28 protein-coding genes are annotated in these 23,899 nt (G+C 57.5%); 16 read left to right on the top strand and 12 right to left on the bottom strand.

From position 1 onward, the window contains the following. Positions 1 to 63: 63 nt before the first annotated feature. Entirely contained in the window at positions 64 to 285 is a 222-nt protein-coding gene (locus Q1M54_RS09110) for a TIGR02450 family Trp-rich protein (protein WP_300556461.1), read from the top strand. 108 nt (positions 286 to 393) lie between these two features. Here the strand turns inward: Q1M54_RS09110 and Q1M54_RS09105 are convergent, their stop codons facing one another. After that, positions 394 to 723 carry a GYD domain-containing protein gene (locus Q1M54_RS09105; RefSeq protein WP_300556459.1) on the bottom strand — a complete coding sequence of 110 codons (330 nt, stop codon included), beginning with the start codon at positions 721 to 723 and terminating at the stop codon, positions 394 to 396. A 502-nt stretch (positions 724 to 1,225) separates the two neighbouring features. On the opposite strand from Q1M54_RS09105, the gene Q1M54_RS09100 reads away from it, so the two are divergent. After that, positions 1,226 to 1,384 carry a TIGR02450 family Trp-rich protein gene (locus tag Q1M54_RS09100; RefSeq protein ID WP_300556457.1) on the top strand — a complete coding sequence of 53 codons (159 nt, stop codon included), beginning with the start codon at positions 1,226 to 1,228 and terminating at the stop codon, positions 1,382 to 1,384. A 79-nt stretch (positions 1,385 to 1,463) separates the two neighbouring features. On the opposite strand, the gene Q1M54_RS09095 is transcribed toward Q1M54_RS09100, so the two are convergent. Then, the gene (locus Q1M54_RS09095) at positions 1,464 to 2,036 is read right to left on the bottom strand and encodes a TIGR00645 family protein (RefSeq protein ID WP_300556455.1); all 573 of its coding nucleotides are present in this window, start codon (positions 2,034 to 2,036) and stop codon (positions 1,464 to 1,466) included. Between the two features lie 376 nt (positions 2,037 to 2,412). Here Q1M54_RS09095 and Q1M54_RS09090 point away from each other — a divergent pair, with 376 nt between their 5' ends. Continuing rightward, entirely contained in the window at positions 2,413 to 2,706 is a 294-nt protein-coding gene (locus Q1M54_RS09090; RefSeq protein ID WP_300556453.1) for a hypothetical protein, read from the top strand. A gap of 27 nt (positions 2,707 to 2,733) precedes the next feature. Here Q1M54_RS09090 and Q1M54_RS09085 read toward each other — a convergent pair whose 3' ends face one another. Further along, entirely contained in the window at positions 2,734 to 3,744 is a 1,011-nt protein-coding gene (locus tag Q1M54_RS09085; protein WP_300556451.1) for a tripartite tricarboxylate transporter substrate binding protein, read from the bottom strand. Between the two features lie 130 nt (positions 3,745 to 3,874). Between Q1M54_RS09085 and Q1M54_RS09080 the strand changes: the two genes are divergently transcribed. From Q1M54_RS09080 to Q1M54_RS09050, 7 genes are all read left to right on the top strand, one after another. After that, positions 3,875 to 4,630, top strand: coding sequence for a TetR/AcrR family transcriptional regulator (locus Q1M54_RS09080; RefSeq protein WP_300556449.1), 756 nt, complete (start codon positions 3,875 to 3,877; stop codon positions 4,628 to 4,630). Beyond that, on the top strand, positions 4,627 to 5,064 hold the full coding sequence (locus Q1M54_RS09075) for a MaoC/PaaZ C-terminal domain-containing protein (RefSeq protein ID WP_300556447.1): 438 nt from the start codon (positions 4,627 to 4,629) through the stop codon (positions 5,062 to 5,064). The genes Q1M54_RS09080 and Q1M54_RS09075 overlap by 4 nt, the downstream gene beginning before the upstream one ends. Then, positions 5,027 to 5,494, top strand: a complete 468-nt coding sequence (locus tag Q1M54_RS09070; protein WP_300556445.1) for a RidA family protein — start codon at positions 5,027 to 5,029, stop codon at positions 5,492 to 5,494. Before Q1M54_RS09075 ends, Q1M54_RS09070 begins: the two co-directional genes overlap by 38 nt. 18 nt (positions 5,495 to 5,512) lie before the next feature. Then, positions 5,513 to 5,980 carry a MaoC/PaaZ C-terminal domain-containing protein gene (locus Q1M54_RS09065; protein ID WP_300556443.1) on the top strand — a complete coding sequence of 156 codons (468 nt, stop codon included), beginning with the start codon at positions 5,513 to 5,515 and terminating at the stop codon, positions 5,978 to 5,980. Then, on the top strand, positions 5,977 to 7,317 hold the full coding sequence (locus Q1M54_RS09060) for an AMP-binding protein (RefSeq protein ID WP_300556441.1): 1,341 nt from the start codon (positions 5,977 to 5,979) through the stop codon (positions 7,315 to 7,317). The genes Q1M54_RS09065 and Q1M54_RS09060 overlap by 4 nt, the downstream gene beginning before the upstream one ends. A 59-nt stretch (positions 7,318 to 7,376) precedes the next feature. Next, complete coding sequence (locus tag Q1M54_RS09055; protein ID WP_300556439.1) at positions 7,377 to 8,129, top strand: short-chain dehydrogenase/reductase; 753 nt, start codon at positions 7,377 to 7,379, stop codon at positions 8,127 to 8,129. 201 nt (positions 8,130 to 8,330) lie between these two features. Next, positions 8,331 to 8,657 (top strand): hotdog fold thioesterase, encoded by a 327-nt coding sequence (locus Q1M54_RS09050; RefSeq protein WP_300556437.1) that lies wholly within the window; start codon positions 8,331 to 8,333, stop codon positions 8,655 to 8,657. Positions 8,658 to 8,665: 8 nt separating this feature from the next. Here the strand turns inward: Q1M54_RS09050 and Q1M54_RS09045 are convergent, their stop codons facing one another. From Q1M54_RS09045 to Q1M54_RS09035, 3 genes are all read right to left on the bottom strand, one after another. After that, positions 8,666 to 9,991 carry an NAD(P)/FAD-dependent oxidoreductase gene (locus tag Q1M54_RS09045; protein WP_300556435.1) on the bottom strand — a complete coding sequence of 442 codons (1,326 nt, stop codon included), beginning with the start codon at positions 9,989 to 9,991 and terminating at the stop codon, positions 8,666 to 8,668. Between the two features lie 324 nt (positions 9,992 to 10,315). Next, positions 10,316 to 10,588, bottom strand: a complete 273-nt coding sequence (locus Q1M54_RS09040; protein ID WP_300556433.1) for a DUF1883 domain-containing protein — start codon at positions 10,586 to 10,588, stop codon at positions 10,316 to 10,318. A 201-nt stretch (positions 10,589 to 10,789) separates the two neighbouring features. Continuing rightward, entirely contained in the window at positions 10,790 to 11,704 is a 915-nt protein-coding gene (locus Q1M54_RS09035) for an SDR family NAD(P)-dependent oxidoreductase (protein ID WP_300556431.1), read from the bottom strand. Positions 11,705 to 11,871: 167 nt separating this feature from the next. Here Q1M54_RS09035 and Q1M54_RS09030 point away from each other — a divergent pair, with 167 nt between their 5' ends. Beyond that, positions 11,872 to 12,750: an NUDIX hydrolase gene (locus tag Q1M54_RS09030; protein WP_300556429.1), complete on the top strand. Its 879-nt coding sequence runs from the start codon at positions 11,872 to 11,874 to the stop codon at positions 12,748 to 12,750. Between the two features lie 54 nt (positions 12,751 to 12,804). Then, positions 12,805 to 13,170 carry an Hpt domain-containing protein gene (locus Q1M54_RS09025; protein ID WP_300556427.1) on the top strand — a complete coding sequence of 122 codons (366 nt, stop codon included), beginning with the start codon at positions 12,805 to 12,807 and terminating at the stop codon, positions 13,168 to 13,170. A 27-nt stretch (positions 13,171 to 13,197) separates the two neighbouring features. Here Q1M54_RS09025 and Q1M54_RS09020 read toward each other — a convergent pair whose 3' ends face one another. After that, positions 13,198 to 14,181, bottom strand: a complete 984-nt coding sequence (locus tag Q1M54_RS09020) for a tRNA-dihydrouridine synthase (protein ID WP_300556425.1) — start codon at positions 14,179 to 14,181, stop codon at positions 13,198 to 13,200. 10 nt (positions 14,182 to 14,191) lie between these two features. After that, positions 14,192 to 14,710, bottom strand: a complete 519-nt coding sequence (locus Q1M54_RS09015) for a GNAT family N-acetyltransferase (RefSeq protein WP_300556423.1) — start codon at positions 14,708 to 14,710, stop codon at positions 14,192 to 14,194. 213 nt (positions 14,711 to 14,923) lie between these two features. Here Q1M54_RS09015 and Q1M54_RS09010 point away from each other — a divergent pair, with 213 nt between their 5' ends. The 4 genes from Q1M54_RS09010 (at position 14,924) to bktB (ending at position 19,058) form a co-directional block, all read left to right on the top strand. After that, positions 14,924 to 15,595, top strand: a complete 672-nt coding sequence (locus tag Q1M54_RS09010) for a c-type cytochrome (protein ID WP_300556421.1) — start codon at positions 14,924 to 14,926, stop codon at positions 15,593 to 15,595. Then, complete coding sequence (locus tag Q1M54_RS09005; RefSeq protein ID WP_300556419.1) at positions 15,592 to 16,929, top strand: c-type cytochrome; 1,338 nt, start codon at positions 15,592 to 15,594, stop codon at positions 16,927 to 16,929. The genes Q1M54_RS09010 and Q1M54_RS09005 overlap by 4 nt, the downstream gene beginning before the upstream one ends. Before the next feature lie 63 nt (positions 16,930 to 16,992). After that, on the top strand, positions 16,993 to 17,748 hold the full coding sequence (locus Q1M54_RS09000; RefSeq protein WP_300556417.1) for an SDR family NAD(P)-dependent oxidoreductase: 756 nt from the start codon (positions 16,993 to 16,995) through the stop codon (positions 17,746 to 17,748). A gap of 125 nt (positions 17,749 to 17,873) precedes the next feature. Continuing rightward, complete coding sequence (bktB, locus tag Q1M54_RS08995; RefSeq protein ID WP_300556415.1) at positions 17,874 to 19,058, top strand: beta-ketothiolase BktB; 1,185 nt, start codon at positions 17,874 to 17,876, stop codon at positions 19,056 to 19,058. Positions 19,059 to 19,151: 93 nt separating this feature from the next. On the opposite strand, the gene Q1M54_RS08990 is transcribed toward bktB, so the two are convergent. From Q1M54_RS08990 to Q1M54_RS08975, 4 genes are all read right to left on the bottom strand, one after another. Then, positions 19,152 to 19,904: a 2OG-Fe dioxygenase family protein gene (locus Q1M54_RS08990; protein WP_300556413.1), complete on the bottom strand. Its 753-nt coding sequence runs from the start codon at positions 19,902 to 19,904 to the stop codon at positions 19,152 to 19,154. 74 nt (positions 19,905 to 19,978) lie between these two features. Then, on the bottom strand, positions 19,979 to 20,998 hold the full coding sequence (locus Q1M54_RS08985) for a methionine synthase (protein WP_300556411.1): 1,020 nt from the start codon (positions 20,996 to 20,998) through the stop codon (positions 19,979 to 19,981). Between the two features lie 23 nt (positions 20,999 to 21,021). Beyond that, positions 21,022 to 22,041, bottom strand: a complete 1,020-nt coding sequence (locus Q1M54_RS08980; protein WP_300556409.1) for an LLM class flavin-dependent oxidoreductase — start codon at positions 22,039 to 22,041, stop codon at positions 21,022 to 21,024. Positions 22,042 to 22,055: 14 nt separating this feature from the next. Further along, complete coding sequence (locus Q1M54_RS08975) at positions 22,056 to 23,771, bottom strand: long-chain fatty acid--CoA ligase (RefSeq protein WP_300556407.1); 1,716 nt, start codon at positions 23,769 to 23,771, stop codon at positions 22,056 to 22,058. Positions 23,772 to 23,899 lie beyond the last annotated feature (128 nt).

Here is a 23,899-nt window from a genome sequence, read left to right as displayed (position 1 = left end):
GTGATCGATCTGGCCGAGGCGGTAGCGCGTGAAATGCAAAACAGCCGCTGAAGGCGTGCACCCATGAACCCCCTCAACCCCAAAAAACTGTTGCTAACGAAATGGACCGCCGTCAAACCCGTGGCCAAACAAAAGCACTTTTTGGTCAGTCGGGTGATTCATCCCGAACTGCCCACCGACCCGATTGAACAGGTGGAAATCGAAGCGGTGTTTTCAAAAGCGACGCAAATCATCGCTTGGCGCGATCTGCAAGACGACAGCGTGTGGCGGCAGGGTTGGGTTTGATGCTCTTGAGGTTCATGGCCAACGTGCCATCGGCCTCGGGTGGTCGGCAAGTGCCGTTTGACACGACAACTTGCCACGCTTAATTTGGTTTCAAGGCACAAAAGCAAATTATTTGTTGGGTGCTTTGTACTTGGCAGCTTTAGCCCCAGCGCTGGTCATGGCCGCTTTCATGGCTTTGGTTGAAATCAATTCTTCTACTTGAATTTCAGCGAAGGCACCGGTTGACATGGTGATCATTTGTGCCTCAGTGATTTGCTCCGCCGTTCCTTCAATCAAACAAACGATGCTGCCATTGGAAATTGAAAACAATACTTCATGTGTTTTGAAACCCATAGATTTGAAAAGCGCTTTTGCAGCCTCTCCTCTATCGCTTGGCGCTGCCAGCATGCCCTGAAAAGCCGATGGTGTGTAGCGTGAACGAACCAGATACAAAGCCATGATTTGTCTCCTCAATCAAATGGGTAATTGGCGTGCCAAGTTACTGCGAACCCAACTGCTCAACCCGCTGGCCGTCGCACGAACAGACCACGCTTGAAATTCAGGGTCACTGTACACAGCGTCAACGCATTTACCGTAGGCCTCGTAGCTTTCATAACGGGTGGCAAAAACCATGTTGCCAATCTCTCCTGTGGAAACCGTCCAAACAGAAACATCGGCTCCGTGCTAGCGCCATATGGCAGCACTTTCAGCAACGATTGCCATAAATTTGGCCATGTCTGCCCCAGGGTTTGGTTTGAAAACGGCTTGCGAAATGATTTGAGACACTGTCAACTCCTTGAGTAAATGAAGCGCACTTCAACGCAAAGTGCAGTTTTGAATTTGACGCTGACGAATTGAAAATTGAAATAGGCCTGGCACATTGACTTATTGGTGTTTACCCATAAATGCGGCGGGGGAAGTGGCGAACCTTTAGAACAAAAAGTTTAAAAATATAAACTCCATGATTGCCAAAAAACTGCTGCTAACCAAATGGACCGCTGTGCAACCCGTGCCCAAACAAAAGCACTTTTTGGTCGGCCGGGTGATTCAGCCCGATGAGCCCACCGACCCGATTGAACAGGTGGAAATAGAGGCGGTGTTTTCCAAGGCTGTTCAGTGATTGCTTGGCGTGACTTGCAGGATGACAGCGTTTGGCGGCAGGGCTGGGTTTGACTGAGCATCGGCCGATTAAGCGCAGTTCAATGCTCGGGACTGCCTTTATGTTTCAGCGCATGGGTCCGTTCGGATACATAGTCCATGTAGGCAAAGAGTAAGCCAGTGATAACAAGACCAACGTGAATACCGACTTTCCATGCCAGGGCTTGATCTGCCTCTGACCAGATTGCGGGGGTGTCACCGCCGGTTTTAAGAAGTATGCTGAGATTCACGAAGCTCTTGAGCAACTCTATGGCAGAGATGGCCACGATGGATGCAATGACTTTGATCTTCAAACTGGCGAAATCAACCTGACCCATCCACTCTGGCCGGTCCTCATGCCCTTTCGTGTTGATCTTGGAGACGAAATTCTCGTACCCACTAAAAATCACGATAAGAAGCAAGTTCGCCACCAAGGAGAGATCAACCAAGGCCAAAACCGCCAGCACAACTTCGCTTTCACTGGATGTGAAAATATTGGGTATGACGTGTATCAGTTCTTGCGCGAACTTGACCAACAACATAAAAATACCGAACACGAGCCCAAGATAAAACGGTGCAAGCAGCCAACGGCTGTTGAAAATCAAAGCTTCAAGAAGGTTTTCAATGGATTTCATGCGAACTCTGTTTGAATAAATGAATTTAACGTTTTAAACAGTCTATCTCACAAGTTTTACAAATCATCTTGTGATCCATTCTTCCCCAAAGCAATTGTCCGGATAAAACTGAGCAGGTAGTAGGGTCCGAAAAATTTTTGCCATCACCCGCTACAACTGGAGCAGCTACTACGCCATGGCGGTGTTTTCCATGGCCGTGCAGGTCATTGCTTGGCGCGATATGCAGGACGACAGCGTGTGGCGGCAGGCTTGGGTTTGAGGGCAAAAAGTATTTCTGCATCGCCTGTCATCCGTTTCGCCGCGGTTTCAAAAACAACCCATACATCGAGGCGAATACCCTGATTTCAGGCGGGCTCCAAACATTTCGAACCGCACGTTGGCCGCCATCAACACCCTGCCCCTGGCGTACCTGCTCGGCTTCTGGTTGATGCTTTTGCCTCTCACACTCACCCTTGAATGCCTCTTTCTGGCGATCCACAACGGCCTTCAACTGCGTGAGCCGGATCTGCTGAAGTGTGAGTGGCTTGGCGGTTTTGGCGAGCTGGCCCAGGCGCAGGCCAGCTCGCTGGCGATCGCGCAGACCCGCTGGTCTTGCACGCCGCCTTTATTAAACGCCATGACGATGCGTTCGACTCACCGGGTGGTGGCAACAAAGCAGCCACTGTACTGATCAAGCAACTGCTTGACAGAAACCGGCTTAATCAAAGTTCAGATTGCGCGACTGAACCAGACGAGCCCACTTTTGAATTTCGGCGGTGACGGTTGAGGCCAGCACCTCTGGCGAGCCACCGACAGGCTCGACACCGATGGCGGCTAACCTTTCTCGGACATCAGGCATTTGCAGCACTTTGTTGACTTCGCGGTTCAAGGTCGCGACGATTTGCGGCGACATTTTGGCCGGCCCAAGCAATGCAAAAAAGGTTCCACCCTCCACGGCATGACCTTGTTCGCGCAATGTCGGTACATCGGGAGTCAAAGAAAAGCGGTTCGCAGAGGCAACACCCAGCACGCGGAATTTACCCGCTTTGACGTGCTGGTTGGATGTCGCATACACATCCATCGACGACTGGATGTCTCCCGCAAGCAAGGCGGTGATGAGGGGGGCACCACCTTTGTAAGGAACGTGCACGATATCCAGACTGGTGGACTGCTTGAGCAATTCATAGGCGAGGTGGTTAGAGCTGCCAGGGCCAAATGAACCGAAGTTGAGTTTGCCTTTGTTGGCGCTCGCATGACTGATGAACTCACTCAGATTTCTAGCAGGCACCGACGGGTTCACCAAAAGGAAAAAAGGGGTTGTCGCCATGTTGATGACCGGCGTGAAATCGGCGATCGGATCGTAGGGCAAATTCTTTTGGGTGCTGGAGTTGGAGCCAAATGTACTGGCTGTACCCAATACCAATGTGTAGCCGTCAGGAGCGGCCTTGGCAACGTGCGCTGAACCGATCGCACCCGATGCGCCGGCGCGCGTGTCGATGACAAAAGGCTGGCCAAGGGCCTGCCCAACTTTTTCCATCACGATGCGAACAACCGCATCGCCGGATCCGCCGGCAGGAAAGGTGTTGACGATGCGGATCGGCCGATCCGGGTACTGCTGCGCCCAAGCAGCGCTGTGCACCCCCACCATGGCGGCGCAAGTCAAAAGAAGCGTGCTTAGCCGCAAGGCCAGGCGTGAGGGACGAACCAATGATGCGCAAGTACTTTTCATATTCGAATCCTAAGTTGATGACTCTCATTGACATCGCAGTGGTCCTTGAGGCCCTCCTTTTTCAGCCTTACAGGGAGGTACCAGGCACTGCAGTTTGCAAGCGGCACAAGCACGATGTATGATTTTGACCATGTTGTCAAATTCCTCCAAAAAATCATTGCCAGCGATTTCTGGCGGGGAAAAAGCAGGACGCTGGGTTGGCCGCATGGTTTCCAAGGGGTCGCGCCGCGACGCCATACTGCACAGCGTTGGCACGGTCTTGCGCGACACACGGTTGTCCAACTTGACCATGAAAGACATCGCCGTCGAGCTGGGCATCACCAAAGGCAACCTTTACTACTATTTCAAGGACAAGCAGGACATCCTTTTCCAATGTCACATGCGTTGCATGGACTTGAGCCTTGACGCACTCCACGCCATTTTGGCGGGCCATTCTGGCCAGAATGAACCTTTGCATGCCCTGCTCGTTCAACATATCGCCGGTATGCTGGCAAATGGTTTTGGCAGCGTCTTGCTGACCGATCTGGACAACCTCACACCCCTGCAACGCAGCCTGTACGTGGCCCGACGCGATGAATTCGAAGCTGGCGTGCGGCAATTGATCGAATCCGGCGTTCAGCGTGGCGTCTATGTCTGTGATGACGTCAAGCTCGCCAGTCTGGCCATGCTGGGCGCGATCAACTGGCTGCCCAAGTGGTACCGTCCGGAAGGCTTGCTGACCGCCGACGAGGTCGCTCACGGTTTGGCCAATTTTCTGATGAAAGCTTTGCAGCCCAAGGCCGACCCAACCAAAGGTGCAGCCAAGCACATCAGGGAAACGTCAGGCCCCCTAACCCATTCCCCAACCCGGTCCAAGCGACCCGAGGTCAACCGAAAGGCGACATGAGTCACCCCCCTGCAAGTCCGCTCGCACTTGTGCCAGGCACCGTTTTTGAAGGGCCGTCAAAAACCCTCAATGACACCCACTTCGTGATGTTTTCTGCCGTCACCGGTGACGTCCATCCAATTCACTACGACGTCGAATACGCCAGCCAAACACGCTTTGGCAAGCCGCTCGCACACGGACTGCTACTGGCATCCTTGACCGCTCTAGGGGCATCCACGGCACGCGACCAGATCGAAGGATTGGTGTTTGTCGAGCAAGGTTGTCGCTTTCTGAGACCAGCGGTGGTGGGCGACACGATCCGCCCGCGCATTGTGTTCGAGAAGAGTTGGCAAGAAGCGCACCGAGTTTTCTATCGCTTCACAACCAGCCTGTTGAACCAACGCGGAGAAGTTCTGCTTGAAGGGTTTCACCTTTACCGCGCTTTTGAAAATTAAACCAACCACCATAAAGACCATCACAATGACCCAGATTCGCGAAAAAATAACGGGGGCAAAGGAGTGGCCCGCTCATCTGACCTACGTGCCGGCCTTGCGGGTCGGCAATATGGTATGGCTGTCCGGCACCACTGGCACCGACGATGCGGGCAAGATCACCGCGCCAGGCAACATCGAAGAGCAGACGCGGCAGATTTTTCGCAAGTTCGAAAAACTTCTCAACGAAGTGGGCGGGACTTGCGATGACATCGTTCAAACGCATGATTTTTTCACGACGACGGAAAACTACAAAAGCACGGCTGCAGTCCGTCGCGAGTTCTTCAAGACCGCCCAACCCACCTCTGCTGGCGTATTGGTGGCGGGTCTGTTGCGCAAAGATGCCTTGATTGAAATTTCTGCCGTCGCCGTTTTGCGTGACGCATCCAGTTAAACACCAACCTTCCGCCAAATGGTCGCCACAAATCATTACTTTGAAGAGTTCGAAGTGGGCTCTTTTTACCCGACCACCTCGCGTCTGATCAGCCTCGAAGACCATCTCGCTTTTTGCAAGCTTGTGCGCTACGAAGTGCCGCTCTTTTTGGATGCAGAGATAGGTTCGAAAACTGACTATGGCAGCCTCATCTGTCCGAGTCACCTGATCATGTCATTCACGACCGCCATGACGGGCGCTCTGTTTTCGGACAGCATCGATGGCTTGATCGCCCTCGAGCGCGCACGATTTTTGGCGCCAGTCAGGCCCGGGGATACATTGCGTACCGAAGTCGAGGTTGTCGATAAGCGACTTTCATCCAAGCCTGGTCGCGGCGTGATTACATTTCGCGACCATGTCTTCAATCAATATGACAAGCTGGTTTTTCAAAACGACAAAATTGCCCTGATCAAATGTAAAAATCAGCGGGGCAGCGCCATCTCATGACGCCCATTTTTGGCCAATCCAACGCTGCTATTGAGCAACTACAGTCTGACCGGCTGCGTGCCATGTTGGCGCTGTGCGCACGCGGCCATCCGTGGTACAGGCGCCAATGGCAAGAATTGAACATCGATGTCGCGCAAATCGCCACCGTGGCCGATTTGGAACGCCTGCCTTTGACGCGCAAGCAGGACATGATGCTTTCACCTGAAGAGTTTCGCCTGCGACTGCCCGACCTGCCCTTGCACGAGCGCGTCCTGTGGGAGGTCATCTACACCACCGGCACAAGTGCAGAGCCTACGCCCGTTTACAACACGACGCACGATTACCACGCCTATCTGTTGCAGTCGGCACGTGTCGCAGAAATTTCGGGCATCCGTGAAACAGATGTGATTGCCAACCTGTTTCCGCTTACGCCTGCCCCGATGGGTGCTTTCATACGCTCGGCGACCAATGCTTATGCCGCCGGCGCGACCATATTTGCTGCGCTGCCAGGCGCCAAACATGGAGCGTTCGATGTCCATCGTTCGCTCGATCAGGCCGTGCGCAGTATCGCCTTGCATCGCGCGACGATCTTGTGGGGTGTGCCAAGCTTCATACGCAGGGTGTTGTTGCGCGCCATTGAAAGCGGCAGTGACTTCAAGAGTGTCCGCATGTGCGCCATCACGGGCGAAGCGTCATCACCCGCTATGCGTGAAGAAATCCGCCGCTGCTTGCGCGAACTTGGCGCACAAGGCGCCACCGTGTTCGATCGCTATGGTTCAACGGAACTTGGTGCCTTCGCCCAGTGCTGCGAAGACAGCGGCTGGCACAACCCAGCGCCAGAAATTCAGTTCCATGAAGTCGTCGATCCGGACACCGGGCGACGCTTGCCTGATGGCGAGCGCGGGGCTCTTGCAGTCACCCACCTGGATCGACGTGGCACTGTGTTGATCCGCTTTTTGGTGGGCGACATGGTTTCGATGGATCGTTCGCCCTGCCCACACTGTGGCCGCAATGGTGACCGGATCATCGGACCAATTGTGCGCGCCAAGGACTTGGTCAAGGTCAAGGGCATGTTGATCAATCCGGCAGTGCTGCTCGACACCTTGCAAAGTCTGCCCGAGGTCGATGAACTGCAGGTGGTGGTGCAGCGCATGGACGCTCAGGATGAGTTCTCGATGGACGAGTTGCTGGTCCGACTTGCAACGAACTCAACGGACCGCGAGCAGCTGGCGGGGGTCATAGCAGATCGTGTTCAGGACGCAGTGCGTGTCAGGCCACGGGTTGAATTTGCTGCTGCGCTCGACATCTATGATCCGTCCAGTCAGACCAAAGCCTTGCGTTTCGTGGACAAGCGCTAAAGCATCTGATGAGCTTGCACGTATTTTTTTGAATCTCCGCTTATTGACTGGAGTCGCTCATGGATTTGCATCTCACTGGAAAAACGGTTCTCATCACCGGGGGCTCCAAAGGCATTGGGGCTGCCTGTGCACAGTCGTTTGCCGCTGAGGGCTGCAATCTGATTTTGGTGGCGCGCAATCAGCAACTTCTGAGCAAGGTGCAAGCGGATCTCATCGCCCGTTACAAGGTGCAAGTCGATGTTCATGCGCTGGATCTGCGCAAGCCGGCTGAACTCAAGCAAGCGGCCGACTTGTGCGCAAGCATTGATATTTTGATCAATAACGCTGGCGACATTCCGTCGGGGACCATCGAAACGATCGACGATATGGCTTGGCGACATGCGTGGGAACTCAAGTTGTTCGGCACAATCAACCTCACCCGGCAAGCCTATGCAGCGATGAAGGAACGCCGTAGCGGCGTCATCGTCAACGTGATCGGCATGGCGGGAGAGCGTGCCTCTTTCGACTACCTGTGTGGTTCAACGGCCAACGCAGGTTTGGCGGCGTTCACCAAAGGCATGGGCCTGGGCTCAAAGGAATTTGGTGTCCGAGTCATGGGTGTCCATCCGCCCTCGACCCGCACCGAGCGCATTGACAACATGCTCAAAGCGACGGCGAAGCGCCGCTACGGGGATGAGACCCGCACCGCCGACCTGATCAAGGATGGCATTTTCCTACCGGCCATTGAACCGGAACAAGTCGCAGATGCTGTCGTCTACCTCGCTTCTCCGCGTGCCAGCCAATTGTCGGGCATTGTGGTCAACTTGGGGTAAGTGTCGGTCGGCAAGCGCTCGTCGCTCGAACGTTGGCAGCATAGGGTGCCCGGGTGGGCGCCATTTGTTCAAAGAACCTATTCAACTACCAACGAATACCGCGTTCTTTCATTAAAGTGGCTGCAATATCTGGACGATCGGTCACATGTCCCTCTGGAAAGGTTCACCCAATCTCGACCCTCTGAACGAACGAGGAGCGCTGTGCGCAAACGGGCATCTTGGCATCGAGTGCTGGAGACAGGTGAAAGCTACCTCAAAGCTCGCATGCCCGTCGATGCCCGGACTCGGCAGCCTGCAGGCGTGCTGCATGGTGGTGTGTCCGTTGTTCTGGCCGAAACTTTGGACTCATGGGCTGGGTCACTTGTCGGCAAGCCTGAAAAACACCCTGATGTCGGGCAGGAAATCAACGCCAACCATGTCCGTGCTGTATCGGATGGATGCGTCTATGGGGTGGCCAGGCTCTTGCATCTGGGCCGCACAAGCCATGTTGCCAAAGCAAACCACACAGTGGCTGTGCGGCGACGTTGATCCTGACCTCAATGCAACTTGACGGTCGGGTTGGTTTGTTTGGTGATCATGCGCGACAGGGTAAAGAGCGTGGTTTTGAGGATGCCGTGAATGGCGAGTTCATGCAGTTTGTACAAAGACAGGTACATGAGCTTGGCAAAATAGCCTTCGATCATCAGACTCTTGCCGATCAAACCGCCCATCATGTTGCCCACCGTGCTGAACTTGCCCAGAGAGACCAGTGAGCCAAAATCTCTGTAACGGTAAGGCTTGAGGGGCTTGTTGGCCAAGCGGCGTTGAATTTGCTGCCACATATGGGTGGCCTGCTGGTGCGCTGCTTGTGCACGCGGCGGCACAATGCCCGCCCGGCCGCCATCGGCATCCGAGCAGGGGCAAGCGGCGCAATCACCCAAGGCAAAAATATCGGGGTCGCGTGTGGTTTGAAGCGTGTCATGGACCACCAACTGGTTGATACGGTTGGTTTCCAACCCGCCAAATTCTTTCAAGAAATCAGGCGCTTTCACGCCTGCGGCCCACACCACCAGTTCGGACTCGATCTCGCGGCCATCGGCCAAGCGAATGCCGGTGGGCATGACCTCCATCACTTTGGAGCTGGTGAGCACCTGCACGCCCAAGCGCGAAAGAAGTTGCTCAGTGGCTTGCGACAAGCGCGGCACCAAGGCCGGCAAAATGCGGTCGGCCGCCTCAATCAAGCTGACTTTGATGTCTTTGTCGACATCTATGCGGTCTAGGCCAAAAGCCACCACCTCGCGCGTCGTGCGGTGTAACTCCGCAGCCAACTCCACCCCCGTGGCGCCCGCGCCGATGATGGCCACATGCAATTGTCGTTTGTGGATGACCTCGGCCTGGTTGTGCGCGCGGATACAGGCGTTGACCATCCTGGAATGAAACGACTTGGCGTCATGCTGCGTTTCCAGCTTCAAGGCATGCTCTTTGACGCCCTGGGTGCCGAAGTCGTTGCTCAAGCTCCCAATACAAATCACGAGTGTGTCGTAGTGGATGTGTTGGGTGGGCGTCACAGCTCGGCCCTGCTCGTCCACATAGGGTGCGAGTTCGATGGTTTTGTTGGCGCGGTCGAGTCCCTTGAGCTCACCAATTCGAAAGGTGAAGTGGTTCCAATGGGCCTGCGCCATGTAATCCACTTCGTGGTCGCCCAAGTCCATGCTGCCCGAAGCGATTTCGTGCAACTTGGGTTTCCAGATGTGGGTGCGGTTTTTATCGACCAGCGTGATGAGTGCACGCTGTCGTCGGCCATGGCTATGTCCTAGCCGGGTTGCGAGTTCCAGACCGCCTGCGCCACCACCCACGATGACAATTTTGTGTTGTTTGCTCATTTAAATGCTCGCGATCAGATCAACCCGTTCAGCCCGGGATATCCAGCAACGTGAAACGCCACTTCCTGGTGACATACTAGCTTGAAAAAACAGTCTGTATGCATTTGAAGTAAAGCGCAATGCAAACGCCAAATTTGCAGCAATTCGATGTCGGTGTGACCTGCAGATGACAGCGTATACCGGCAGGCTTGGCATATGCGCTTGAGCAACAATAACTGGAAATTGGTGCAGCTCAGATCTGCCTCTTGGTTCTCCTTAGGGGTCTAAGCCTTACTGCCCAACGATCCAACCAAGCTCAATGAATCAGTGGAACTGTCTGCGCGCTTAAGCTGCCACCACTTTCACGCCGGCTTTCAGTCCGCTGGACCCTTCAATGCCGTTGACGTCTATGGCCACATGCCAGTGACCAAATGTAGGGACTGTCAGCCGTATGGGTGACTGGCGCACGAGGCCTCCCAGGTAAATGTGTTTCATGCCATTTTTGTAATTATTAAAATTATTGTCATCCATCAGTCGTACATTGGCGGCAGATGAAATGGTCACCTCCACCACAGCTCCTGCTTGTCTGGGTCCGATGTCCGTGTGCAAAAATCCCATACATGTCCTTTGTGGATATTGCCGCGATCATAAGCTTCATCCATCCAAAAAGTTTTTCTTCATAGCCTGTCATGCGCCTGGGCGTAGTCTAGAAAATAGCCTATTGGGAATGGCTTTCCAAACCGTTGCTTGAAAAACTGCGCGCAGTCATCACGGACGCTGACCCTTTCAGGCCAGCGCAAAGGGACACTGAGGTAGATCTTATGCAGCGCGATGCGCTTGCATGGCCTTGCCCACCTCCAAGGTCCCTTGTTCAGAACCCGAACGCGGCACCATCTCGCCCTCTCGGTCGGTGACCTGAGCCATGGCCGCCAACAGGCGTTCGGCTGTATCGGGACCAGTGCCCAAATAAACCCCTTGGGTGAGGGTAATGTGGGACACCTCAAAACTCCCTGCACCCGCACAAATGATGGTCCGGTTGGGCGCGTCATCGCCGACCATGACCAGCATGGCGGGCACCACGGCGCTGGGGTCCAGGGCTTGCAGCACGGCTTCGGGCATCAGGCCTTCGGTCATGCGGGTCGCGGCCGTTGGGGCCAGGCAGTTCACGCGGATGTGGTGTTTCTCACCCTCGATCGAAAGTGTTTGCATCAGGCCTGCCAAAGCCATCTTGGCTGCGCCATAGTTGGCTTGACCAAAGTTGCCGTACAACCCACTTGAGGATGTGGTCATCACAATACGACCGTAATTTTGCGCTTGCATGATCGGCCATACGGCCTTGCTGCAATGCACAGCACCCATGACGTGCACGTCCATGACCAGCTTAAAGTCGGCCAAATCCATCTTGGCAAAGCTCTTGTCGCGCAAGATGCCCGCGTTGTTCACCAAGATATCCACCCGGCCCCAGGCATCTACCGCTTGCTGGACCATGGCTTTGACGGCCTCAAAGTCGGTGACCGATGCGCCGTTGGCCAGCGCCTCACCGCCTGCTGCGCAAATTTCGTTCACCACCGCTTGGGCCGCTGACACCGAACCCCCTTCACCATGCACATTGCCGCCCAAATCGTTGACCAACACTTTGGCCCCGCGTGCAGCCAGCGCCAGTGCATGCTGCTTGCCCAAACCGCCGCCAGCGCCAGTGACGATGGCAACGCGGCCTTTGAAATCGATGCTCATGAATTATTTCCTTGTGATGTGAAATGACAGGGCGAAAAACAGGCGACACATGGCCCCTGATTCATCTGCTAACCTGATCGAAATGCTTTTATAGACACTGCTTAGCAACTCTTTTTTCAACTTTAAACCAGCGCCAAGGCGTTGGCTGTTACCCGATTGACACCCTCATGGAACTGAACACCGAGATCTTGACCGCTCCACCTTTGGACGCCGCGACGGTGGTGATGCTGCGCGATGGCCCGTCAGGCTTGCAAGTGCTGTTGATGCGCAGGCACCAGGCCTCGAATGTGTTGGGAGGGGTTTACGTCTTTCCTGGAGGCAAACTCGACCCTGAGGACCAACACCCGCTCTGGCAACAACGCTTGAGCCAAGACAGCGCCACGCTGCACGACAGGCTGAACGAACCCGATCTGCCCAGTGAACGTGCCTCGGGTCTATTTGTGGCCGCCATGCGTGAGGCTTACGAAGAATGCCGGGTCTTGCTCGGCTGCGCATCGCATGCCACGCCACAAGCCATTGCCTTGCTGCAAGCGCTGCGCAGCGGTCAAAGTTGGCATGACGCATTCCAAGCACAGTCTTTGTCTTTGCACACCGATGTGCTGCTGCCCTGGTGCAGGTGGATCACGCCACGCAAAGCTTCGGTGACGAACAAGCGCTTTGACACACGTTTTTTTGTCACCCAGGTGCCCGACGACCAATTGGCTGAGCACGACAACCATGAAGCCACCGAAGTCCTTTGGATCAACCCTCGCGATGCGCTCTTGCGTTACTGGAACCGAGAGATCGAGTTGGCGCCTCCCCAAATCATGAGTTTGGTCCACCTGAGCCGTCACACCCATGCCCAAAGTGTGCTGGCCGAGGCAAACAACCGACGCCCTCCGGTGATCGAGCCCGAGCCATATGACCACGACGGCGTTCGAACCATCTGCTACCCGGGCGACCCGCGCCATTCAGTCAGACAAGCTGCCTTTCCTGGACCCAGTCGCTTGATGTTCATCAACCAACGCTTTGAGCCAGAGTTGGGTCTGGCGGCATTGCTTGACTAAAATGGTTTCATCCGCTTTGGTTCCGACCGACGCCTTTTGTAACTCAATGCCCCCATGAACCACACGCCAATGCCTGAATTTCTGTCCATCGACCGGGCCATGGAATTCATCGGTGACAACCAAGGCGTGTTGTCTCTGCTCAAAACACTCCATCAGACATTGAGCGAAGACTTGCCCCGACTGCAAACCCTGCTCGATCAAGGGGATGTTCAAGGTGCTAACCGCATCCTGCACCAAATCAAAGGATTCACCCCAGTTTTTTGTGTAGACAGTTTGGTGGCGCACGTTGTGCTCATCGAAGACATGAGCAAGCATGCCGAAGCCACCGATTTAAGCACTGCTTACCTCCTTTTGGCGCCCAAACTCGAGACCCTGCGTCAAGAAGTGCTGGCGCACATGACCCTGCACAACAAGGCCTAAGACCACATCAGGCTTGCAGGCACAGCATCAACCCAAGCAGGACACCGATTCAGACTGCTGTTGAAATAACCAAGCATCGATCTTCTGAGCATCGTGCACCAAACGCAAGGCATCAAAAGCCTGCTGTGCTTGCGGGTAGACACGGCGCATGTAATTGAGCCACTGCTTGAGCCGACCAGCCCGGTGGCGAGTCGCCACACGAGCACTCACACCAACCCAAAAAACCTGCATCAAATCCAGCATCACCACCCAAGCCACGCCTTGACCTGGCAAAAGCACCTGTCCTGTTTGGCGGTGGTGTGCAATCGCCAAGGCCAAGCCCGGGTCGGTCACCATGCCGCGACCGATCATCAGCCGATCACAGCCCGTCACCTCTTGGCAACGCAAGGCATCGGCCACGGTCCAGATTTCGCCATTGGCCACAATCGGCAAACGCACATGCTGGCGCAAATCGGCGATGCGGTCCCAATAGGCCGGCGGCCGGTAGCCGTGGGCTTTGGTGCGCGCGTGCACCACCAGCTCACTTGCCCCGGCGGCCTCGATGGCCAATGCACAGTCTTCGGCGCGGCTGTCGTCGTTGTAGCCCAGCCGCATCTTGGCCGACACCGGAATGTGCGCGGGCACCGCACGGCGCACCGCCGCTACGATCTGTCCCACCAGTTCGGGCTCATCCAGTAAGACAGCACCGCCGCGGTGCTGATTCACCGTTTTGGCAGGACAGCCAAAGTTCAAGTCAATGCCATGCGGTGCCAATTCAGCCAAAGCGGCAGCATTATCAGCCAGGCAACTCGGGTCCGAGCCCAAGAGCTGCACTTTCACCGGCACCCCAGCCACTGTCCGACTTTTCTGACGCAATTCGGGCACCACACGCTCGAAGGCCCGGCGAGGCAGCACGGTGTTGGTGACCCGAATGAATTCCGACACGCACAGGTCCACACCCCCGACTCGGGTCAGCACATCTCGCAGGGTGTGGTCGAGCAGCCCCTCCATGGGGGCCAGCATGATTTGCATTTTTTGACGGTCAGCCCAGTTTGCGTTTGAGGCGAACCTCTTCCACCTTGACACCACCCAGTGGCACGGTGCGGGCGGTGTTCATCTCTCGCTTGAAACCCGCCAAGTCATGGAAACGCAAGGTTTGCTCATGCAACAACGGCAACCAGACCGTCACTTCGGTGCAGTCTTCGTCTTCGAGACCTTCACGGGCAGCGTCCCACAAGGCCAGCCCAATACCTTGGCCAATGCGGTCAGGGGCAGCGTAAATCGCCCAGATCTCCCCGGTGGTGTTTTTGGACTTAGGGTCGCGCGAGCGGTCAAAGCCGACAAAACCCACAATGTCTTGGCCTTGGGTGGCCACGATGACTTGAGGCTCGCCGTACTCGATGGCTTCTCTCCAATACGAGACCCGCTTGGGCATGGGTGTGGCGTCCCAATGGGCATCGGGCACTTGACCGGCATAGGCAGCGCGGCAAGCGCTCGCATGCAAAGCCGCCACCGCTGGGGCATCTTGAAGTTTGGCAAATCGGACTTGGATATCGGACATGGCTTGAAATGGAAGAATGAGAAAAACAACGCACTGCATGCACAGGGCATTCAGCGCAAAACCCAACATTGTCGCCGCATCGGTTATCTTCAAAGCATGAGGATGATTTTGAAACATGCTCCAAGATGGTTTTGGGGCACCAGCTTTTGGCTGGCGTGGACCTTTTGGGCGGTTGGGGCCCACGCACAGACACCCCTTCGTTTTGCCGATGACATGGCCGAACGCACCCGAGCCTGCACCGCCTGCCATGGTGAGCAAGGCCGGGCTGGACCAGACGGCTATTACCCGCGCTTGGCCGGTAAACCCGCTGGGTATTTGCACAACCAGTTGCGCAATTTTGCCGAAGGCCGCCGTCATTACGAGCTGATGACACGTTTGGTAGACCCTCTGAGCGATGCCTATCTGGGCGAGATGGCGCAATACTTTGCTGATTTGCAACTGCCCTACGCCCCCCCCAAAACCAACAACGCCATCACACCCGATCGCTTGGCCAGAGGTCAGCAACTGGTCACACAGGGTGACGCCTCTCGGGGGCTACCGGCTTGTACCCAGTGCCATGGGGCGCGCTTGACAGGCGTGCAGCCCAACGTGCCAGGACTGCTGGGCTTGCCTCTCGACTATTTGAACGCCCAACTGGGTGCCTGGCAAACCCGGCAACGCCGCGCGCACGCCCCCGATTGCATGGCTGAAATTGTCCAGCGCATGCCGGCCGGCGACTTGATTGCCGTGTCCAGTTGGTTGGCCAGACAAGCCTTACCCTCCGACACCCGCCCAGCAGCGCAACCACCCGCAGGCCCCGCTTTGCCCGAAGCACTGCGCTGCGGCAGCGCACCCGAACTGTCCGCCCAGAACCCTGCCAAACCGGTCAAAGGGTCCCGTCCATGAACCAGCCCAGTATGCAACCCATGCACCCCATGCGGCTTGTGGCATGGGTCACACTGATCAGCCTGCTGGCGCTCACAGTTGCAGTGCTCTGGGACAACTGGGGCGACTTATTGGCCCCCGCCAAAGCTGCGCCAGTCGCAGCGACCACGGCCACCGACACTCAAATCGAGCAAGGCCGCTACTTGGCATTGGCGGGCAACTGCATGGCCTGCCACACCACCCGAGGAGGCATCCCCTTGGCGGGTGGGCGCCGCATCGACACGCCGTTTGGCGGGGTGTACAGCAGCAACCTGACACCGGACCCCAATACTGGTTTAGGCAAATGGAGTTCGCAAGACTTTTGGCAGGCGATGCACCGGGGCCGTTCTGCGAATGGTCGTTTGCTGACACCTGCATTTCCCTACAACCACACCAGCGTTGTCACCCGACAAGACAGCGACGCGATTTTTGCTTGGTTGAACACCCTGCCCCCTGTGGTGCAGGCCCAACCTGCCCACACATTGGCCTGGCCTTATGGCACGCAACCCGCCTTGGCTGTCTGGCGCAGCTTGTTTTTTGAACCCAGCCCTTTTCAAGCAGACCACGCGCAAAGCGCCGAATGGAACCGGGGCGCCTACCTGGTGCAAGGCCTGGGCCATTGCGCAGCCTGCCACAGCCCTCGCAACGCGCTGGGCGCTACAGGGCCTGTGCACGACTTGTCGGGCGGCTTGATGCCGGTGGTCAACTGGTACGCCCCCAACTTGGCCCATGACGCCGAAAGCGGCATGGCCAGCACGCCCTTGCCCGACATCGTGCGCCTGCTGCGCACTGGCGCGTCCAACACAGCCCAAACCAATGGTCCCATGGGCGAGGTGGTGCAACACAGTCTGCAGCACCTGAAAGAAGCCGATTTGCAGGCCATGGCGCTTTACTTGCAATCAATGGCCCAGCGTACACGCCAGCCCGCACCCCAGACAAACCCGGTCACCCGCATCAGCCCGCAGGTGGCCACCCAAGGCGCCAAGGTTTATGAGCGCCAGTGTCTGCAGTGCCATGGCGAACAAGGTCAGGGCGTGAAAACCGGCTCGGGCGAAGTGGCCTACCCGGCCCTGGCTGGCAACCGGGCCGTGTTGCTCAAAGATCCCACCAATTTGGTGCAACTGGTGTTGTACGGCGGCTACGGCCCCGCCACCCAAGGTCACCCCAGGCCATTTGGCATGCCACCTGGCGTGCTGGAGTTGCATGACCAAGACATCGCTGCCGTGCTGACCCATCTGCGCACGCAATGGGGCCATCAAGCCGGTGAAGTCACCCCCTTGCAGGTCAACCGAATCCGGGCCGCGCAAGGCAACTGAAGGGGCTGAGAGCTTGTCAACTGCGGCAACTCTTGAATGCGCTGGAGATCATAAGATCGGGGCATGAACCAACATCTTTACATCCTGACAGGCGCCTCGCGCGGCATGGGCTTGGCCATGGCACAGCAGTTGCTCAAACCAAGCCACAGCTTGCTGTGCATCTCTCGCCAGGCCAGCCCAGAATTGGCAGCAGCGGCTGCAACAGCTGGGGCATCCTTGCTGCAATGGACACACGACTTGGCCGATGCTCAAGGCATCGGCACACGTTTGCGGGATTGGTTGCAAAACCAAAACCCAGCTCACTTGGCAAGCGCTACCCTGATCAACAACGCGGGCGTCATCCCCCCTGTTGTGCCGCTGCGCCAATCGCAGCCTGCCGATCTGGCCCAAGCCCTGCGCGTCGGCCTGGAAGCACCTATGGTTTTGAGTGCGGTATTTTTGGGGGCCACCCAAACTTGGGCTTTGCCCCGCAAGCTGCTCAATATTTCATCCGGCCTGGGACGCTACCCCATGGCGTCCCAAGCGGCTTATTGCGCAGCCAAAGCGGGCATGGACCATTTCACCCGCTGCCTAGCGCTGGACGAAGCCCTGCATCCCCATGGCGCACGCGTTTGCTCGCTGGCCCCCGGCGTGATCGACACCGACATGCAAGTGCAGTTGCGCGGCTCCGCCAGCGAAACCTTCCCCGATCAATCCAAATTTGCTCAGCTCAAAGCCAATGGCCAGCTCAGCAGCCCAGAGCAGGCGGCCGAGCAGGTGCTGCGCTTTTTGGCAAGGGCTGACTTTGGTCAGGCACCTGTGGCCGATGTCAGGGGTTGAAACCCTGTTCGCTTCAAACGATGGAACAGGCGCTTGTCAGGCCACTGTAGCCATCACCCCCGACACTGCGCCGTAAGCTTGAATAAACCCCGTTCTTTCATTTCTTTTCAAACTGGAGAATTGCCATGAGTCGTGAAGTTGTTGTGGTCAGCGGTGTGCGCACCGCCATTGGCACCTATGGCGGCAGCCTGAAGGACATCGCCCCCACCGAGTTGGCCGCGCAAGTGGTGCGCGAAGCATTGGCACGCGCAAGCACCGACGGCAAGGACGTCGGCCATGTGGTGTTCGGCCATGTGGTCAACACCGAACCCAAAGACATGTATTTGTCGCGTGTGGCGGCCATCAACGGTGGCTGCGCCGAAAGCACGCCGGCCTTCAACGTGAACCGCTTGTGCGGCTCTGGCCTTCAGGCCATTGTGAGCGCCAGCCAGTCCATCTTGTTGGGCGACTGCGACATCGCCATTGGCGGTGGTGCTGAGAACATGAGCCGTGCCCCCTATGCGAGCCTGAGCTCACGCTGGGGCATGCGCATGGGCGATACCAAGATGGTGGACATGATGCTTGGCGCCCTGCACGACCCCTTCCACACCATCCACATGGGTGTCACGGCCGAAAACGTGGCGGCCAAATACGGCATCACCCGCGAGATGCAAGATGCCTTGGCAGTTGAGAGCCACAACCGTGCCGAACGGGCCACAGCGGCCGGTTACTTCAAAGACCAGATCATGCCGGTCATGCTCAAAAGCAAAAAAGGCGACGTGGCTTACACCACCGACGAACATTTCCGCCCCGGTTGCAAGCTCGAAGACATGGCCAAGCTCAAGCCCGTGTTCGTGAAAGAAAACGGCACGGTGACAGCAGGCAATGCCTCAGGCATCAACGATGCGGCTGCCGCCGTGGTGCTGATGGAAGCCAGTGCAGCCAAGGCCCGTGGTGCCAAGCCCATGGCCCGACTGGTGGCCTATGCTCACACCGGTCTGGACCCCAAAATCATGGGGGTTGGGCCCATTTCCGCCACGCACGCTGTCTTGAAAAAAGCGGGCCTCACGGTCAACGACCTGGATGTGATCGAGGCCAACGAAGCCTTTGCCGCCCAAGCCTGCGCAGTCACCCGCGAACTGGGCCTGGACCCGGCCAAAGTCAACCCCAATGGTTCGGGCATTTCACTCGGTCACCCTATCGGTGCAACCGGCACTGTGATCACCGTCAAAGCCTTGTACGAGTTGCATCGCGTGCAAGGTCGTTATGCGCTGGTCACCATGTGCATTGGCGGCGGTCAGGGCATTGCCGCGATTTTTGAGCGCATGTGATGCCCGCTGGTCCCGGTGTACCGGGATCACCCCCATAAACAAAGAGCCCGGTGTTTTCACACTGGGCTCTTTGTTTTGGGGTGCGCAAATTGTTCAGTTTTTTATCGCAGGTTCGTCCAAAAACCCACCCGAGCGCAGCGTGATCACCAACGTATCGCGCCAGCCGCCGTCTTGTTCAGGCTGAATGGGGGTGGTCTCGTGGATCACACGGCTGTCGTCCAGCAACAGCACCGACCAAGGCTCACTCAGGGTAAAACGCTGACCTCGGGGGCTGTCCATGTCGAACACCCGGGTCTCGCCACCCTTGATGCCGTGCCGTCCCACCATGAACACCGCCACCCAATTCACGCCATCCCGGTGGGCCCCTTCTGGCGTAGGACGGCCAATGCCATCGGTGGTGTCAATCCGGAACTGGTGGGCTTCGGTGTACCAGGTCTGTGCGCCTTGGGCGGCAGAGGCGATCGAACCCAACCAAGCCAAGAGTTTTTGCCAAGCGGCTGCCTGCACCACCTGTGGCGCCATGGGGTCGAACCAGCGCTGCATGCCACCATGCAAAGCGTTATAAGAAAGGGGCTGCCAATGGGCCCGGTGGGGGGTGGCCTTGACTTGTGAATCGGTCAGCTCAAAGCTGGCATGGCGGCGGCGGCGGTAGCGGCCGCCGTCCTTCAGGTATTGGTCTGGGGGCAAATCATCCCAACTGGATTGCAAAGCCTTCAGCGCGTCGATGTGAACGCCCGCCAAAGCGCACACGCTGGCCGACCCGAGTACCGCAAAACCTTGGTCCGCCAAAGTGGCGTTCAGCCAATCGGGCGAGGTCAGCGGGGGGTGCAGCAATTGTTGGGGCATGGGTTGATCCGGGTCCTGGACAAAAGGTGAGCATAACCTGATGCAGGACCCTGATCACCCCAGCGTTTGTCGTTTCAGGCGTAACGCTGACTGGCCAGTTTCGCGCCTTCGGCCAAGGCCTTGAGCTTGGCTTCGGCCACAGCGCGGCTCATGGGAGCCAGGCCGCAGTTGGTGCAGGCAATCAATCGGTTCTTGGGCACGAATTGCAAAGCACGGCCAATGGTGTCGGCAATTTCTTCAGGCGTCTCGATGGCCGGGTTGGCCACGTCGATCACGCCCACCATGACATCCTTGCCTTCCAGCAGTTTCATCATCTCCATCGGCACATGCGAGTGCATGCACTCCAGGCTCACTTGCTGGATGCTGCTTTGGGCCAGGGCAGGGAACACTTTTTCGTACTGACGCCATTCGTCACCCAAGGTCTTTTTCCAGTTGTTGTTGGCTTCGATGCCGTAGCCGTAGCAAATGTGAACGGCCGTGGTGCAGGTCAGCCCACGCGCAGCCACCTCCAGTGCCTTGACGCCCCAGTCGGCGGCTTCTTCCATGTAGACGTTGAACGCCGGCTCGTCGAACTGGATGATGTCCACGCCATCGGCTTGCAGCGCCAGCGCTTCTTGGTTGAGCAACTCGGCAAAGGCCATGGCCATCTTCACCTTGTCACCGTAAAAGCGGTCGGCCACCGTGTCAACAATCGTCATCGGGCCGGGCAAGGTGAATTTAAGTTTCTTTTGGGTGTGGGCGCGGGCCAATTGGGCCTCGAAAGCATGCACGCGGCCCTTGAGGCGCAGCGGTGCAATGACCTGGGGCACCTGCGCGTCGTAACGGTTGTTGCGGATGCCCATGGTCACTTTGTTCACAAAATCGATGCCCTCGACCTGCTCCACAAAGCCGTGCACAAAGTGCTGTCGCGCCTGCTCGCCGTCTCCGATCACATCCAGACCCGCGTCTTCCTGCGCCTTGATCCACAGCAGCGTGGCATCGGCTTTGGCTTGCTGCAGCTCGGGGCCCTGGGTGGTCCACTGGGGCCAGAGTTTTTCTGTCTCGGCCAGCCAGGCGGGTTTGGGCAAGCTGCCAGCGATTGCGGTGGTGAACATGTCAAAAATCCTAAAAATAAAAATCAAAGCACCGAGTTTGCCGTCAATCCAAATTCTTGGGCGAGCAACTCGTAAGAGCGCATTTGCGCTGCAGGGTCATGCGTCCAGGTGATGACCACCAACTCTTGGACCTCCAGCCGCGCGGCCAGTTGGCGCAATTTGCGGCCCACCGTGGCGGCCGAGCCGATCAGGGCCGACTCACGCAGTCGTGCCAGAGCGAACTGTTCTGCGGGGCTGTAGTCGCGCACCGCCTCCTCTGGCGACAACAGCGCTCCGATACGGCCCGAATTTCGATCCATCTTCCAACGGGCACGGCTCTCAAACAGCCGCAAGGCTTCTTCATCGGTGTCTGCAGCCAAGGCCCATACGCACAAGGCTGCATGGGGCCTTTGCAGCGCTGCGCTGGGTCGAAAAGTTTCGCGGTAAATCTGCAAGGCTTCGTCTGCGCCCTGCCCGTCGGTGATGAAATAGGCAAATGCATAAGGCAAGCCCAGATGTGCGGCCAGCTGGGCGCCGTAATCCGAGCTACCCAGCATCCAAACGGTGGGCGCAGTCTCTGACAGCGGGTAGGCGAACACGTTGTGCCCCGGGTGGCCCGGCGGCAGGTTGTGGCCACTCACCCAGGCCTGCATCTCCATGACCTGCTGCGGAAAACGCTCGGATGCATGGCGGTCCGGGTTGAGCAACTGCGCGGTACGCCCATCGCTGCCCGGGGCGCGACCCACACCCAGGTCGATGCGACCGGGGGCCAAGGCGTCCAAAACACGAAACTGCTCGGCCACTTTAAGCGGGGCGTAGTGCGGCAACATCACCCCCGCGCTGCCAATCCGAATGCGCCGGGTGCGAGCTGCAATCGCGGCCATGAGCACCTCCGGCGCACTGCCAACGATGCTGGGGTGGCTGTGGTGCTCGCTCACCCAAAAACGGTCATACCCCCAGGCCTCGGCCTTTTGCGCCAACTCCAGTGTCTGCCGAATGGTCGCGTCTTGGCCGCGCCCGAAGGCAGCAGCCGATTGGTCAAGGACAGAAAGTCTGAGGCTCATACCAAAAAAAGGACTCAAGTTTTAGCAGGCGACCCCATGGCGGCCAACTCGGCTTCTTGCAAGGCACGCCACATGACTTTGCCGCTGCCGCTCTTGGGCAGCGCATCGACAAAACTCACGGCGCGGGGCATTTTGTAAACGGCCATGTTCTCACGGCACCAGTCGATGATGTCCTGCTCGGACACCTTGCCCTTGTGGTCTTGCCGCAAAACCACCACCGCCTTGACCGACTCGCCCCGGTAGGCGTCTCGGGTGGCGATGATGCAGGCCTCTTGAATCGCTGGGTGGCGGAACATCAGGGCTTCGACCTCGGCAGGCCAGACCTTGAAGCCACTCGCGTTGATCATGCGCTTCAAACGGTCGGTCATGAAGAAGTAACCCTCTTCATCCACCCGCCCCATATCGCCCGAGCGGAAAAACAGGTAGCCATCACGCTCAAAAAAAGCATCGGCTGTCGCCTCGGGCCGCTTCCAGTAACCCTTGAACACCTGCGGTCCGCTGATCACGATCTCGCCCGACTCGCCCGGCGGCAACTCGGCCAGGGTCTCGGGGTCCACAATGCGCGACTCCACGCTCATGAAGGGGATGCCCAAGCACTGCTTCTTGGGCGCATCAGGCGGGTTGGTGTGCGAGGGGGCTGCGGTTTCGGTCAGGCCATAACCCTCCACGTACCGCAGACCAAACTGGTCCAGCAAACGCTGGGCCACGGCCTCGGGCATGGCCGCACCACCGCCACCGATGTAGGCCAGGCTGCTCAGGTCATAACGGTCCATGTTCGGGCTGCCCAGCAAGTCGATCACCATGGTCGGGATGTTGGTCCAGTGCGTCACGGCCCATTTCGAGATCAAATGCCCCGCCACATCGCGGTCCCAGCGCGGCATCAGCACCAGACTGGCCCCTAGCAAAATGCTGGTGTGCATGACGCTGACCATGCCGGTGATGTGGAACATGGGCACGACGCACAAGGTCACGTTTTCGGGGGTGCCGTTGCCCCACAAGCCGCTGGACATGGCGTTGTGCATGATGGTGCCGTGCGTGTGCATGCAGCCTTTGGGCAAGCCGGTGGTGCCGCTGGTGTAGGGCAAGATGGCCAGGTCATCCGTTTTGGCGAGTGGTGGCGGCAAGTCCACCGCGGGGGCTGCCATCAGTTCGGCCCAGGCATGCACCTGACCCGAAGCCAGCTCTGGCAAAAAACGCACCGGCAACAACCACGGCCGCCAAGCCTCGGGCATGTCTTCGGGGCCGGCGGTATCAGGGTCAAACACATCGGTGAATTGCGTCACCACCAGGTGTTTAAGGCGCTGCTCGGGCGGCAAAGCCTCGCTGGCCTGAGCCAATTCAGACGCCAAATCGGCGGTGGTCACCGCCACTTTCGTGTCCGGGTCGGTGATGTAGTGTTTGAGCTCTTCGGCCCGGTTCATCGGGTTGACCGGCACCACCACCGCATCGATCCGCAAGATGGCAAAGTGGGTGATCACCAACTGCGGGCAGTTTTGCATGTCCAGAACCACACGGTCACCGGATTGCACGCCCAGCGCCTTGAGTTGCCCTGCCAACTGCTCTGCGCTGGCGGCCAGCTCTCGGTAGTTCCAGACCCGACCCATAAAAACCAAGGCCGCTTTCTCGGGGTATCTCAAAGCACTGATGGCCAAATTCATCCACAAGGATGTGACAGGCGCCGATAAACGGGCAGGCAGTCGGGCGGGCCAAACAGCAGCATGGGCAGGCATTCAATGTCTCCTTGTAGTACACGCCATGTTAATCGTGGCCCCAGCTCAGCACGGACCTCTCTTTGTCGCAAGGGGGACCAAGTCCAAAGAGGTTCTTAAAAAGTTGGCGTTTTGTTTAACCACTTTAT

It is taken from the genome of Limnohabitans sp. Rim8 (assembly GCF_943326455.1).
GTDB lineage: Bacteria > Pseudomonadota > Gammaproteobacteria > Burkholderiales > Burkholderiaceae_C > Limnohabitans_A.
Note: the sequence above shows the minus strand (reverse complement) of the source record. Positions and strands in the feature narration are given on the sequence as shown.

Excerpts from the sequence above, each read along its gene's own strand:
- Q1M54_RS09110 (WP_300556461.1), top strand. The coding sequence starts at position 64 with ATGAACCCCCTCAACCCCAAAAAACTGTTGCTAACGAAATGGACCGCC.
- Q1M54_RS09105 (WP_300556459.1), bottom strand. The coding sequence starts at position 723 with ATGGCTTTGTATCTGGTTCGTTCACGCTACACACCATCGGCTTTTCAG.
- Q1M54_RS09100 (WP_300556457.1), top strand. The coding sequence starts at position 1,226 with ATGATTGCCAAAAAACTGCTGCTAACCAAATGGACCGCTGTGCAACCC.
- Q1M54_RS09095 (WP_300556455.1), bottom strand. The coding sequence starts at position 2,036 with ATGAAATCCATTGAAAACCTTCTTGAAGCTTTGATTTTCAACAGCCGT.
- Q1M54_RS09085 (WP_300556451.1), bottom strand. The coding sequence starts at position 3,744 with ATGAAAAGTACTTGCGCATCATTGGTTCGTCCCTCACGCCTGGCCTTG.
- Q1M54_RS09080 (WP_300556449.1), top strand. The coding sequence starts at position 3,875 with ATGTTGTCAAATTCCTCCAAAAAATCATTGCCAGCGATTTCTGGCGGG.
- Q1M54_RS09075 (WP_300556447.1), top strand. The coding sequence starts at position 4,627 with ATGAGTCACCCCCCTGCAAGTCCGCTCGCACTTGTGCCAGGCACCGTT.
- Q1M54_RS09065 (WP_300556443.1), top strand. The coding sequence starts at position 5,513 with ATGGTCGCCACAAATCATTACTTTGAAGAGTTCGAAGTGGGCTCTTTT.
- Q1M54_RS09060 (WP_300556441.1), top strand. The coding sequence starts at position 5,977 with ATGACGCCCATTTTTGGCCAATCCAACGCTGCTATTGAGCAACTACAG.
- Q1M54_RS09055 (WP_300556439.1), top strand. The coding sequence starts at position 7,377 with ATGGATTTGCATCTCACTGGAAAAACGGTTCTCATCACCGGGGGCTCC.
- Q1M54_RS09045 (WP_300556435.1), bottom strand. The coding sequence starts at position 9,991 with ATGAGCAAACAACACAAAATTGTCATCGTGGGTGGTGGCGCAGGCGGT.
- Q1M54_RS09040 (WP_300556433.1), bottom strand. The coding sequence starts at position 10,588 with ATGGGATTTTTGCACACGGACATCGGACCCAGACAAGCAGGAGCTGTG.
- Q1M54_RS09035 (WP_300556431.1), bottom strand. The coding sequence starts at position 11,704 with ATGAGCATCGATTTCAAAGGCCGCGTTGCCATCGTCACTGGCGCTGGC.
- Q1M54_RS09030 (WP_300556429.1), top strand. The coding sequence starts at position 11,872 with ATGGAACTGAACACCGAGATCTTGACCGCTCCACCTTTGGACGCCGCG.
- Q1M54_RS09025 (WP_300556427.1), top strand. The coding sequence starts at position 12,805 with ATGAACCACACGCCAATGCCTGAATTTCTGTCCATCGACCGGGCCATG.
- Q1M54_RS09020 (WP_300556425.1), bottom strand. The coding sequence starts at position 14,181 with ATGCAAATCATGCTGGCCCCCATGGAGGGGCTGCTCGACCACACCCTG.
- Q1M54_RS09015 (WP_300556423.1), bottom strand. The coding sequence starts at position 14,710 with ATGTCCGATATCCAAGTCCGATTTGCCAAACTTCAAGATGCCCCAGCG.
- Q1M54_RS09010 (WP_300556421.1), top strand. The coding sequence starts at position 14,924 with ATGGCCGAACGCACCCGAGCCTGCACCGCCTGCCATGGTGAGCAAGGC.
- Q1M54_RS09005 (WP_300556419.1), top strand. The coding sequence starts at position 15,592 with ATGAACCAGCCCAGTATGCAACCCATGCACCCCATGCGGCTTGTGGCA.
- Q1M54_RS09000 (WP_300556417.1), top strand. The coding sequence starts at position 16,993 with ATGAACCAACATCTTTACATCCTGACAGGCGCCTCGCGCGGCATGGGC.
- bktB (WP_300556415.1), top strand. The coding sequence starts at position 17,874 with ATGAGTCGTGAAGTTGTTGTGGTCAGCGGTGTGCGCACCGCCATTGGC.
- Q1M54_RS08990 (WP_300556413.1), bottom strand. The coding sequence starts at position 19,904 with ATGCCCCAACAATTGCTGCACCCCCCGCTGACCTCGCCCGATTGGCTG.
- Q1M54_RS08985 (WP_300556411.1), bottom strand. The coding sequence starts at position 20,998 with ATGTTCACCACCGCAATCGCTGGCAGCTTGCCCAAACCCGCCTGGCTG.
- Q1M54_RS08980 (WP_300556409.1), bottom strand. The coding sequence starts at position 22,041 with ATGAGCCTCAGACTTTCTGTCCTTGACCAATCGGCTGCTGCCTTCGGG.
- Q1M54_RS08975 (WP_300556407.1), bottom strand. The coding sequence starts at position 23,771 with ATGCCTGCCCATGCTGCTGTTTGGCCCGCCCGACTGCCTGCCCGTTTA.